Source organism: Mesorhizobium sp. P160187 (genome assembly GCF_057766425.1).
In genome coordinates this window covers 550,030-562,148 of the sequence record NZ_JBYMDX010000003.1, presented here as the reverse complement: position 1 = coordinate 562,148, position 12,119 = coordinate 550,030, and the positions used below count along the sequence as shown (strand labels likewise).

Sequence of the window (12,119 nt, the reverse complement as noted above, 5' to 3'; positions counted from 1 at the left end):
ATAAGGTTAGTTCCCGACGGCGCAGATGCGCGCCTACGGTTCGAGCAGTTTCGCGAATTCCGGTGTGAACAGCGCTTGTGCTTCGGAGACCGGCATTTCAACGAGATCGTCGCCGCAAGCCTGGATGACGTTGGGCAAACCTTGCAGCCCGAAGACCAGAACCTGCCTGTCGCCATCGCGCTTCAGGCTGGCGCCTAGATAGTCGCTGATCAAATCGTCGATGCCGCATTCGGCCTCGTAATCCACCTCGGTCTGGTCGCTTGGCTTCTTGCGGTTTTCCCTGACGAAGGCGGCCAGCGAGGGGCCTGGCTTGCCGTCGCCCGTATCGGAAAACATGTCCTGAAGGGTAAGCAAGGCGCCACGGCGCACGTCCATGACATAGGCGTCGGAATAGTTGTTCGGATGCGCACCGCCGCAATAGAGGCTGCCGGATTCCGACCAGCTCATCAGCTTCGGCGTCAATGACGTCACTTTGGACGTCGTGTCTTCGTAGCCGCCAAGCGAATCGTCATCCATGCCCTCCATCGGTGGTCCATCGTGGAAGCCGGCGTATTGCAGCGCCGCGCAGGTCAAGGCGCTGAGGCTGTCATGCCAATGGCGGTTCTGCAGCAAGGCATTGGCGGCTTCGATCGGCGCGCCGCCGGCGAGATCGACGATGCGCGGCCTGGCGAATTTGGTGCGTGGATCGGTGACATAGTTGTAGGCTGCATCCGGCCAACCTTCCTTGGCGTCTGCCTCGGGCGCGAAATCCAGCTTGAGATAGTCGTAGGGCGATGCCGCCATGGTGATCGGCGCATCGTCACCCGAGAATGTCATGTCGGTGAAATCATAAAGATCGCGTGGCGTCGTCGCCGGCGTCTCCGTCTGGGCACGGCTGGCGATCCTTGTCAGCTTCAGCGGCAGGGTCTTTTTGGCCGTCCAGGTGCCTTCCAGCGTCTTGCCATTGTCGGCGGAACTCAATCGCCAGACGGCGCCGATGGGTGGAGCCTGGCCGTCGCCGCACTTCTTGGCATCGCAGGCTTCTTCCTCGGCCAATTGAAAGGTGACGCCCTTGCTCGACTTCGCCTGCAGAGGAATATCGACGCCCTTGGAGCGGTAGAAATAGCGGCCCGCCAGTGCCTCTCCAGCCGTCGCCGGATCACCGGTAAACTCGACGACGATGTCGATGTTGCCGAGCTTCCCCGCATAGGTCACCGGTTCCGCATGCGCTGTTGCCGGCAACGCCAGCAATGCACCGAGCAGGACGGCTAGCTTCAGAACATGTCGGATCATCGTCACTCCTGAGCCATGGTTTGCAGGCGTTGCACCAGCCGGTCACGGTCTGATGTCATCCCCTTGTAGTCGAGTTGAGCCTCATCCAGCGCCTGCAATTGCGCCGCGAAAGAGGCGGCAAGCGTTGCCCGGTCGGGATGCCGCGCCAGCACTTTCAGCGGGTCGAGATGGATGCGGATGGTGAACAGGATGTCGCGCGAGACGGGGAGCTTGCGCAGCGTCTGGCGCTCGACGCGGATGAAGGCGTGGGCGTTGACGTCGCCGTCGGGAAATCGCGAGGGGCGGTTGGTGGCGCGGTCGATGCGCTCGACATTGGAGAGCGGATGATAGAGCGCGTCGTCGGCCTGGATCGACCAGTTGAAGCGTTCGACAGCCTGACCCTGCAGGCCGTCGAACATGCGGTTGATGAGCTCGGCCGGCCTGGTGCCCGGACCGAAGCCCGGCACCGGTGCGTGGATCTGCTGCAGCGGCCGGCCGAATTTTTCGACCAGCGACCAGGATGACGGGAAACACAGCGAGCCGGCAGCGAGCCGCCAGCCGGTGTCGTCACGGCGCATCAGGATCAGGTCTTCCTGGACGAGCAGCGACGCTGCGACCAGCGGGGCATCGGGGAAGGTGGCGTCAGAGTCGGCTTTGGCGCCAATGACCTCAACCCCGGCATTGGTGCGCCGGTACATCCCGGGAAATGTCGACAGCAGATGTGCTTCGATGAGGCCGCGCACTTCGCGCTGGGCGTCGCGCGTGCCGTCTTCCTCGACAAACACCTTGTCGGGAATTTCGGCATACAGCCGGCGCTTTTCGGCGAGATGGTCGAAGAGATACCGGTCGACCTCGATCCACTTGTCGAGTTCGAGCGGCTTCAGCCCGATGGTGAAGAGCTTTGAGGAGCCATCATAGGGCGTGTGCGTGGGCTGACGAGAATTCATGCTTCGCTAGAAAGTGTCCAATGCCGGCGGTTATTCTCGCAGCCGCTTCGTATCAGGCCAATGTTGCCGGGATCAAGCCGCGCAGAGAATTGCCGACGAACAGTGTTTTGGCGGATTTCAACTCGTCATAGCTGTAGATCGCCTCCTGGGCGCGGCCTTCGTCCAGCAGCTCGGCGCGCAATACGCCAGGCAGCAGGCCGCAGTCGAGCCTGGGTGTCATCAGCATGCCATCACCGAAATCGGCGAAGACGTTGGTGATGGTGCCTTCGCAGATTTCACTGCGCTCATTTGCGAGCAACACTTCGTCGGCCTGGGTGATCAGATATTCGGAGCGGGCGTGAGTGTAGACTTGCCGCCGGCCGGTCTTGTGGCGCAGCAGCGTGTCGGTGGAGGAGAGCCGCACCCGTGCCAGCTGCAGCCGCCAGACCTTGTCGGCGGCGAACGGCTCATAGGGCTGGACCGAGGCGGTCACTTCGCCATTGCGCTGCAGGACGAGCCGGGTGCGCAGCGCCTTTTGCTGCGCCCCGATAGTATTCGCCAGCACCTCGCCGATCCGCTGCGGATCGCAGGCAAAGCCGAGTTCTTCCGCCGAGCCGTAAAGGCGCGCGAGATGGCGTTCGAAGCGCAGAAAGCCCTGGCCGGGCTCCCAGCGCATCGTCTCGATCAGCTCGAAATCGGCGGTGTCCCCGTCGCGAAGCGCGCCTTCAGCAGACACTCCTGATACTCCTCTTGCGCCGTCGAATCGAAGACGACGCCGCCGCCGACATTGTAAACGGCCTCGCCACTGGAAAAGAGCGATATGGTGCGGATCGCCACCGAAAAGCGCATCATGCCGGCAGGCGCGATCCAGCCGATGGCGCCGCAATAGACGTCGCGCGGTGTCTCTTCCAGCTCGTGCAGGATTTCCATGGCGCGGATTTTCGGCGCGCCGGTGATCGAGCCACAGGGAAACAGCGCGCCAAAGATTTGGCGGATGCCGAGATCAGGCAGAAGCTTCGCCCGCACACGGCTCACCATCTGATGGACGGTCGGGTAGCTCTCGATGCGGAACAGTTCCGGCACTTCCAGCGTGCCGACCTCGCTGATCAGCGAGATGTCATTGCGCAGGAGATCGACGATCATTCGGTTCTCGGCCTGGTTCTTTTCGTCGCTGCGCAAGAAGGACTTCAACCGCGCGTCCTCGGCCTTGGTCGCGCCGCGCGGTGCGGTACCCTTCATCGGATGGGTTTCGATCATGCCTTCGGCATTGATCTCGAAGAACAGCTCGGGCGAACGCGACAAGACGATGGGATCGCCGAGCGAAATCAGCGCGCCATACTTGACCGGCTGGCGTCCTGTCAGTGCGTCGAAGGCAGCAAGCGGATCGCCCGACCATTGGGCACGGACCGGAAAGGTCAGGTTGCCTTGGTAGCAATCGCCCTTGCGGATGTGGTCGTGAAGGCGCGCGAAGCGTCTGGCGTAGTCCTGAGCGGACCAACTGGCCCTGGCGTCGAAGATGGGGCCATTGGTGGCCGGCGCATCGTTGCGCGGCACGGCCTCTTCGACCGGAGCATCGAACACACCCAGACAAACCAGTGGCGCGCGCCGGCCTTCAGGCAGCAGCGGCACCAGTTTCGGTTCGAGCAGATAGCCCGCTTCGTAGGAGAAATAGCCGGCCAGCCATTTGCCGGCATCGCTCGCCGCCTGCGCGGCCACCAGCGCCGGCAGAAAATCCTTGGCATCATAGGCAATGATGATGTCGGCCTGGTGGTCGAAGACCAACTGACGGCCGCTTTCATCGTTGCGGAAAATGGCAGAGGGCAGGGGCATGGGGCTCGGGTACTGCGGTCGATGACGCCAGAACCGCTCTATATGGGGGCCGGGCGGCGTGCAATCGAGGGAGCGGCGTCGCAGGGCGCAAAGACAGTGGCGAATGCAAAAACAAAGACGGCGCCCGAAAGCGCCGCCTTCTGGTTATGTTGCCGATGACGGATCAGCTGTTGTTGGCGGTCCCGGCGCTCGGGAATTGGCGTGCGAACTCCTTTTCGTCGCCGGTGGCAAGCAGCTTGGCCTGCTCGACCCACTTTTCGCGGGCGATGCGGCCGTCGAAATTCAGCGTGTCCTCGATGCGCTTGACGTCGGCCGCGGTCCAGCCGGCGATCTGCGCGTAGGTCGTGACGCCAAGGCCCTTGAGCAGTTTGTCGTTGACCGGGCCGATACCGATCAGGCGGCGCAGATTATCGGCCTTCCCAGCTGCCGGGGCGGCTTTCTTCGGGACGGCGGCGGGCTTTGAAGCAGCGGCTTTGGGCGCGGCCTTGGCGGCGGCAGGTTTGCTGGCCGCTGGTTTTGCGGCCGCCGATTTGGCCGCAGCTGGTTTGGCCGCGGCGGGTTTGGCGGGGGCCGGTTTCGCGGCCGGGGCGGACTTGGCCTTTGCCGCTGTCGATACCAGCGCGGCCGGCGCCGAACTTGAAGGCTTGGCGGATGGAGCTGATGTTTCACGCAGCCGGCGTTCGAGATCGGCGCGGGTCTTGCCGCAGGCGTCGAGTTCGCCAGTCAGGCGATCGGCGTCGGCGCGCAGTCTGTCACGCTCGCTGCGGGTGCGGTCGAGATCGCCGCGCAGGCTGTCGAGTTCGCCGCGCAGCCGGCCCCAGATAAACCAGCCAACCAACACACCTACAAGGAACGCCAGGACAATGTAAAAGAAGGTCATCGTCTCTCTCCAGTCGGATCCGTCCGCCGCCGTCCCAAGTCATGACCTTGGCAGATCGGATCATCCAATGTGGTTCGGCGGCTCAGGGAACAGCCGGTCTGTCGTCGAGTGTCGGCGTTCGGCTTTCCGCCCATTGCCAACCGTCGCTGTCGCATTCGTCAGACCGCTGCCATGGGCCGGGATACTGTCCGGCCTTAAGCCGCGCGCCCGGCTGAGCTTCAGTCGGAAAGCTATCATACGGCTTCGGGAAAGCTAACGGAATTTTCGCCGGAGAGTTATTCAAGAACAGATATTTAGAACAAGAACAGAGCTGCCGTCACATGCATTCCGGCTAAACTGTTCTGCGATTCTGCAAAGTCGAGGCCGCTGCTGAACCTGCCACTCTGCGCCATCGGTCCAATGGGTGCGCGCATTAACTGTCGAGCGCTTCCAACTCGTCGATCAGGCCGCCGATCACGCCAAGCCCGATCTGCCAGAAGGCGGGGTCGGTGGCGTCGAGGCCGAAGGGCGCGAGAAGCTCCGAGTGATGCTTGGTGCCGCCGGCGCGCAACATCTCGAAATACTTATCCTGGAAGCCATGCTCAGCGTTCTGGTAGACCGCGTAGAGCGAGTTCACCAGGCAGTCGCCAAAGGCATAGGCGTAGACGTAGAAGGGGGAGTGGACGAAGTGCGGGATGTAGGTCCAGAAGACCTCATAGCCCTCGCGCAGCTTGATCGCCGGCCCCAGGCTTTCTGCCTGCACCTCGAGCCAGAACTGGCCGAGCTTGTCGGAGGTCAGTTCGCCGTTCTTACGCTCTGCATGCACTTTGCGCTCGAACTCGTAGAAGGCGATCTGGCGCACGACCGTGTTGATCATGTCCTCGACCTTCTGGGCGAGCATCGCCTTGCGCTCGCGCTTGTCGGTGGTCTGGTCGAGCAGCGAACGGAAGGTCAGCATCTCGCCGAATACTGAGGCCGTCTCGGCCAAAGTCAGCGGCGTCGAAGCCATCAGGGCGCCCTGGCCGCCGGCCAGCACCTGATGCACGCCGTGGCCGAGTTCATGCGCCAGCGTCATCACATCGCGCGGCTTGCCCATGTAGTTGAGCAGCACGTAAGGGTGCGCCGAAGGCACGGTCGGATGGGCGAAGGCGCCGGGCGACTTGCCGGGCCTGACCGGCGCGTCGATCCAGTTGCGGTCGAAGAAGGTGCGGGCGATCTCCGCCATGTCGGGGGAAAAGCGCTGATAGGCCGATAGCACAGTGTTCCTGGCATCATCCCAAGGAATCACCGCTTGCGGCGTTTCGGGCAAGGGCGCGTTGCGGTCCCAGTGGTTCATCACCTCCATGCCCAGCCAGCGCGCCTTCATCGCGTAGTAGCGATGAGACAGGCGCGGATAGGCCTCGCGCACGGCCGATGCCAGCGCGTCGACCACGCTGCGCTCGACACGGTTGGCGAGATGGCGTGAGTCGGCGATGTCCTCGAAGCCGCGCCAGCGGTCGGAAATCTCCTTGTCCTTGGCCAGCGTGTTGGTGATCAGCGTGAAGGTGCGCAGGCTCTTGCGGAAGGTTGTGGCCAGCGCTTCGGAGGCGCGGCGGCGGACCTCCCCATCGGCGTCCTGCAGGCGGTTCAGCGCCGGCTCCAGCGTCAGTTCCTCGCCGTCTATGTCGAAACGCAGATCGGTCATCGTCTCGTCGAACAGCCGGTTCCAGGCACCGCGCCCGGTGATCGACTTCTCATGGAACAGCTGCTCGACCCGATCCTCGAGCTGGTAGGGCTTGTCCATTCTGAGGTCGAGCACCCAGGGCCGGTAATGGGCAAAGCCGGCGTCGGCGGCGAGGGCGGATTCGAGCGCCTTGTCATCGATCAGGTTCAGTTCCAGCGCGAAGAACAGAAGATGCGCGCTGGCGTCGGTCATCTTTTCCTGGATGTCGCCATAGAGCTTTGCGCGCTGCGGATCGGCGGTGTTGCCGGCATAGATCAGGCCGGCATAGGAGACGATGCGGCCGATCAGTTCCTCCAGCGCCTCATAGGCTGTCAGCGCCTCGCCAAGCCTGCCGGCGCTTCCGCGCCCGGCCTCCGCAGCCAGTGTGCCCTTCCAGCGGTTCTCGAAGGCGACGGCGTCGGCCGCCGCCTTGGCAAGGTCACGCTTCAGTTCGGGCGCCTCCATGCCGGAATAAAGATCGGCGAGATTCCATTCCGGCAGGTCGCCAAGTTCCGCCGCGCCCTGACCGGACGCTACCGCCGCAAGCTGCCGACCGAGAATCCTGCTCATCAACAATTACCTTCTGGAATCAAGGGGAAAGGACAAGCCGGTCAAATCCTAAGGAATTCGTTCACCGGGTTTTTTGAAACCTTGTTTAGAACCCTGTGCCAAGATGATCCATGGGAATTTCCCAGGCGGGCAACTCAAATCAGTCATGACAGGTTCCATTCTTATAGTCGATGACGATCCCGTGCAGCGCCGGCTGCTCGAAGCGGCGGTGACGAAATTCGGCCACAGCGCCATCGTTGCCGATGGCGGCGAGGCCGGTCTGAGCGCGCTTGACGGACCCAATGCGAGGGATATTTCGGCAGTCATCCTCGACCTTGTCATGCCGGGCCTCGACGGCATCGGCGTGCTGAAGGCGATGCGCGAGCGCGGCATCACTGTTCCCGTCATTGTGCAGACTGCGCAGGGCGGCATAGAAACGGTGGTCTCGGCGATGCGCCACGGCGCCTTCGATTTTGTCGTCAAGCCGGCGTCTCCCGACCGGCTGCAGACCGCGATCGGCAACGCGCTCAAGGTCGAGGCGGTCGAGGACGAGGTCAAGCGCACGTCGCGGCGTCGGGGCGGCCACCTGACATTCAAGGACATGATCACGCATAGCCCGGCGATGGACCGGGTGATCCGCCTCGGCCAGAAGGCTGCGGCCTCCAACATCCCGATCCTGATCGAGGGCGAATCGGGCGTCGGCAAGGAATTGGTGGCGCGCGCCATCCAGGGCAGCGGCGAACGCCGCACAAAACCGTTCGTCACCGTCAATTGCGGCGCCATCCCCGACAATCTGGTCGAATCGATCCTGTTCGGTCACGAAAAAGGTTCGTTCACCGGCGCCACCGAAAAGCATACCGGCAAGTTCGTCGAGGCGCATTCGGGCACGCTGTTCTTGGACGAGATCGGCGACCTGCCGCTCGACGTGCAGGTCAAGCTGTTGCGCGCCGTGCAGGATGGCGAGGTCGATCCGGTCGGCGGCCGTTCCACCGTCAGGGTCGACATCAGGCTGATCTCGGCCACGCACCGCAACCTTCTGCAGCAGGTCAAGGACGGCAAGTTTCGCGAGGACCTGTTCTACCGGCTCAACGTTTACCCGATCGTCGTGCCGCCGCTGCGCGACCGCCGCGACGACATCCCCTATCTGGTCAAGCATTTCATGGACAAGGTGGCGCCGGCGGGCAATCGCCTGCACGGCATCTCGGATGCCGCACTGGCCATGCTGCAGGCCTATGATTGGCCGGGAAACATCAGGCAGCTGGAAAACGCCGTGTTCAGGGCCTCGGTGCTTGCCGAAGGCGATGTGCTCACGACTGACGAATTTCCGCAGATCCGGGCGCAGGTCGACGGCACCGTCAATCTCGACGCCGATGCGTCCTTGTCGGACCCCGGCATGGCCTTGAGCACCGGATCGCAAGGCGATGGCGCGCAGACTGACGACGCCGGTACTGCAGCTGCCGAGCCCGCCCCTCCGGCGAGGCTGCTTCAGCGTTTCGGCACGCTGCGGGCGCTGGACGAGCGTGGCAATGTGCGTGCGCTGGCCGATGTCGAACTCGAAATGATCAAGCTCGCCATCGACCATTATAACGGCCAGATGAGCGAGGTCGCGCGGCGTCTCGGCATCGGCCGCTCGACGCTCTACCGCAAGCTCAAGGAATACGGCATCGACCCGGAAACCGGCCGCCTCGACCGCCTTGCCTCCTGAACGCCGAATTCCACAGCTTGCCAACGCAAGGCCGGGACCAGCTTGCCATGCCACATCCGGCGCTGCATAAGGGTTGGGGCGGGAATATGACTGATGCGGACAGCGTTGTTCACGCATTAAGGCCAGCGGTAACAGATCGTGTAGCGGGAAAAGGCTGAATCTTGATCTAAACCAGCAGTTTACCAAGAAATCCTGTGTATTATTTTTGACGGGATATCGCCACGGTGTTACCGCATTTCGGCTTCAATAAGCGATGATTAACCATTAGGATCGATATTCGGATGTAAGAACCACGCATCCGTTTGGACAAATCCGGGGACAAACGGCAGCCTGCAAGGCCTTTTGATTTGAACAAAGTCGAACGACACAGAAACGGGCGGCGCGATCACATGGGCGTCTGGCCGAGATGGCTGGCAGCGGTGATCGTTGCGTTCGCTTTCCTTGCCGCTACTGCTGCCGGCGCCAGCGCTGAAACGCGCTCGCTCAAGCTCTATCACCTCCACACGCACGAAAAGGCCGAGATCGTCTACAAGCGCAATGGCCGCTACGATCCGGCAGGCCTCAGGAAGATCAACATCATCCTGCGCGACTGGCGTCGCAACGAACCGACCAAGATGGATCCGCGCCTGCTCGATCTGGTGTGGGAAGCTTACCGGCAGGCCGGCGCCACCGACTATATCCAGGTCGTTTGCGGCTATCGCTCGCCGTCGACCAATTCGATGCTGCGCAGCCGCAGCCGCGGTGTCGCCAAGGAAAGCCAGCATATGCTGGGCAAGGCGATGGACTTCTACATTCCGGGTGTGCCGCTGAAGAAGCTGCGCAACATCGGCCTGAAGATGCAGGGCGGCGGCGTCGGCTACTATCCGTCGTCGGGTTCGCCCTTCGTCCACATGGACGTCGGCAATGTGCGGCACTGGCCAGGCATCAGCCGCCAGGAACTGGTCAGCCTGTTTCCCAATGGCAAGACGCTGCATGTGCCGAGCGACGGCAGGCCGTTGCCGGGTTATGACCAGGCGCTCGCCTCCTACAAGGCGCGCAAGGGCGCCGGTTCTCCTGCCATCATGATGGCCAGCGCAGGCGGCAGCACCAAGAAATCCGGTGGCTTCCTGTCCGCTTTCTTTGGCGGTGGCGGTGAAGACGAAGCCGACGACAGCGCCGATGTCGCTACCGCCGCGCCGCCGCCGAGAAGCGTGAAGCCGGTGCTGGCTGCCACGAGCAACAACAACAGCAATCTGCCTGGCATCGCGATCGTGTCGCCGCAGAACGCCAAGCGCGCCAACATTCCGCAGCTTGCCGACGACAGCGCTGACGATGCGGAGCCGCAGGACACGCCGGAGACGATCATCGCCGCGCTGCCCGCCAAGGAAGTGCCGCTGCCCGCTTTCGCACCGCGGCCGAAGGCCGATGTCGGCGCGCAACAACCTGAGACCGTGCCGTTCGGCGTGGCCGATGCCACCACCGAACAGACGGTGGCGACGGCGCAGGCGCCGGCCAATGTGCCGTTCGGCACGGCCGATGCGAGCAATGCCGACCAGGGGGCCGATCAAGCTGCCGCTCCGGCGCAGGTCGCGGTCAACGTCCCGTTGCCGACCTGGCGTCCCGACCGCTCTTCGCCGCCGGCTGAGCTTGCGCCGCAGGACAAGGGCGTTCTGCTGGCGCTGGCCGATACGGCTGCCCACAAGCAGACCGCAACCGACGCGTTCTCGGTGCTGCCGTCGCAGCGTCCGGACGAGGTCAAGGCGGTTCTCGAACAGGCCAGCGCCGCCGATACAGCCGGTGCTACCGACGACTATCAGGTTGCGTCGCTTGAGCCGCGCTCGGCGTTCAACGATCCGTCAGGTGTCGATGCCGCATCGCCGCGCGGCGCTATTGCTGCCCGTCCCGCCGGTACCGATCCAGCCTCGGTGATCGGCGCCGGCGTCAAGACGACACGCAAGGAAGCCAGGGCTTCGGCCCGCGACCTGAAGCCAGGACCGAAGGCAGTGGTGATGGCGGCCGAACCGCAGGCGGCCCGCTGGGCGCTGAGCAGCGGCGACAACATCGCCACCGTTTCCAGCCCGACGACAGCGCCGCGCTATGCCTACAACATCGTGCATACGCCGCCGAGCGAGGTCTACACCGCAGGCTTTCAGGCGGACAACCAGATGGCCGATGCCAACCGCTTCACCGGCAATGCCGTAAAATTCCTTTCGGTCGCCCGCTTCCAGACGAAGTAAGGGCGTGACCGGGGCGTTATCGACTCGAAGCCGCGCTGGGCAACCTGTGCGGCTTTTGTTTTTAGCGAGATCTCGAGCACTGGCTTCCATCGCCACAGAATGCTAACCACCAAGCTGCATTCCCGCTTCGTCTAATGGTAGGACAGCGCCCTTTGAAGGCGTGAATCGTGGTTCGAGCCCATGAGCGGGAACCAAAATCTCAACGCGTAGCAAACCCGGTCGGCGCAGCTGGCGGGTTTTTGTGCCGAGTGCAATTCCGGGAACACTGTGATTTTCCCGGAAAAGCGCGGAGCGCTTCCCTTGGGAATTGCGCAAAGACAAAGTAGCGGAGGTTATTTTCCGAGCTTGCTCGCGGTCTGTGCGAGCGCCTCGATCTCATCCCACTTGCCGGCCTTGACCAACTCGTCCGGCGCCACCCACGAGCCGCCGACGCAGATAACGTTGGACAGGCTGAGATAGTCGGCGGCGTTCTTGGCCGAGATGCCGCCGGTCGGGCAGAATTTCACGTCGGCCAGCGGCGAGGCAAAGGCCTTCAGCGAGGCGATGCCGCCGGATTGTTCGGCCGGGAAGAATTTCAGGAACCGCAGGCCGGCCTCGCGGGCAGCCATGATCTCGCCGGGCGTGATGGCGCCGGGCAGCAAGGGAACGTCGCTGTCCTTGGTCGCCGCCAGCAACTCTCGCGTGATGCCGGGGCTGACGATGAATTTCGATCCGGCGGCCGCTGCCTCGTCGAACTGCTTGGCATCGAGAATTGTGCCGGCGCCGACAATGGCGCCCTCGACCTCACCGGCGACGCGGCGGATCGCTTCCAGCGCATCGGCGGTTCTCAGCGTGATCTCGATCGCCGGCAGGCCGCCGGCGGCGAGCGCCCGGGCGAGCGGGACGGCGTCCGCGACATTGGCGATCTTCAGCACCGGAATGACCGGCTGGCCATTGAGCAGCGACAGGAGCTTTTCGGTCTTGCTGGGCATTGGCTTGTCTCTCCCTAGGTGATTTCAACCGATTAGCAGAAGGCCGATTCCGAGTCCACGAAACCCGGCCTGCCGCGATGTCACATGTCGGCCAACGAGCCTGCTGGCGA

Annotated in this window: 9 protein-coding genes and 1 tRNA gene; 3 read left to right on the top strand and 7 right to left on the bottom strand. The window is 63.2% G+C overall.

The window, feature by feature from the left end; genetic code table 11:
- Nucleotides 1–33 precede the first annotated feature (33 nt).
- The 6 genes from AC3CCE_RS06030 to AC3CCE_RS06005 form a co-directional block, all read right to left on the bottom strand.
- Complete coding sequence (locus tag AC3CCE_RS06030; RefSeq protein ID WP_352624309.1) at nucleotides 34–1,272, bottom strand: hypothetical protein; 1,239 nt, start codon at nucleotides 1,270–1,272, stop codon at nucleotides 34–36.
- A gap of 2 nt (nucleotides 1,273–1,274) precedes the next feature.
- The gene (locus AC3CCE_RS06025) at nucleotides 1,275–2,198 is read right to left on the bottom strand and encodes a heme-dependent oxidative N-demethylase family protein (protein WP_023814612.1); all 924 of its coding nucleotides are present in this window, start codon (nucleotides 2,196–2,198) and stop codon (nucleotides 1,275–1,277) included.
- Between the two features lie 52 nt (nucleotides 2,199–2,250).
- Nucleotides 2,251–2,913: an aminotransferase class IV family protein gene (locus AC3CCE_RS06020; protein WP_031199162.1), complete on the bottom strand. Its 663-nt coding sequence runs from the start codon at nucleotides 2,911–2,913 to the stop codon at nucleotides 2,251–2,253.
- Complete coding sequence (locus AC3CCE_RS06015) at nucleotides 2,862–4,007, bottom strand: aminodeoxychorismate synthase component I (RefSeq protein WP_352624306.1); 1,146 nt, start codon at nucleotides 4,005–4,007, stop codon at nucleotides 2,862–2,864. Before AC3CCE_RS06015 ends, AC3CCE_RS06020 begins: the two co-directional genes overlap by 52 nt.
- Nucleotides 4,008–4,170: 163 nt before the next feature.
- Nucleotides 4,171–4,887: a protein in NADH-ubiquinone oxidoreductase complex gene (locus AC3CCE_RS06010; protein WP_023820661.1), complete on the bottom strand. Its 717-nt coding sequence runs from the start codon at nucleotides 4,885–4,887 to the stop codon at nucleotides 4,171–4,173.
- A 412-nt stretch (nucleotides 4,888–5,299) separates the two neighbouring features.
- Nucleotides 5,300–7,138 carry a M3 family oligoendopeptidase gene (locus tag AC3CCE_RS06005; protein ID WP_023823295.1) on the bottom strand — a complete coding sequence of 613 codons (1,839 nt, stop codon included), beginning with the start codon at nucleotides 7,136–7,138 and terminating at the stop codon, nucleotides 5,300–5,302.
- Nucleotides 7,139–7,283: 145 nt separating this feature from the next.
- Here AC3CCE_RS06005 and AC3CCE_RS06000 point away from each other — a divergent pair, with 145 nt between their 5' ends.
- From AC3CCE_RS06000 to AC3CCE_RS05990, 3 genes are all read left to right on the top strand, one after another.
- Nucleotides 7,284–8,822: a sigma-54-dependent transcriptional regulator gene (locus AC3CCE_RS06000; RefSeq protein WP_023825450.1), complete on the top strand. Its 1,539-nt coding sequence runs from the start codon at nucleotides 7,284–7,286 to the stop codon at nucleotides 8,820–8,822.
- Nucleotides 8,823–9,211: 389 nt separating this feature from the next.
- Entirely contained in the window at nucleotides 9,212–11,038 is a 1,827-nt protein-coding gene (gene mepK, locus AC3CCE_RS05995; protein ID WP_023817275.1) for a peptidoglycan L,D-endopeptidase MepK, read from the top strand.
- Between the two features lie 120 nt (nucleotides 11,039–11,158).
- Nucleotides 11,159–11,232: transfer RNA gene (locus AC3CCE_RS05990), tRNA-Gln, on the top strand.
- Nucleotides 11,233–11,370: 138 nt separating this feature from the next.
- Here the strand turns inward: AC3CCE_RS05990 and AC3CCE_RS05985 are convergent.
- On the bottom strand, nucleotides 11,371–12,009 hold the full coding sequence (locus tag AC3CCE_RS05985) for a 2-dehydro-3-deoxy-phosphogluconate aldolase (RefSeq protein WP_023817276.1): 639 nt from the start codon (nucleotides 12,007–12,009) through the stop codon (nucleotides 11,371–11,373).
- Nucleotides 12,010–12,119 lie beyond the last annotated feature (110 nt).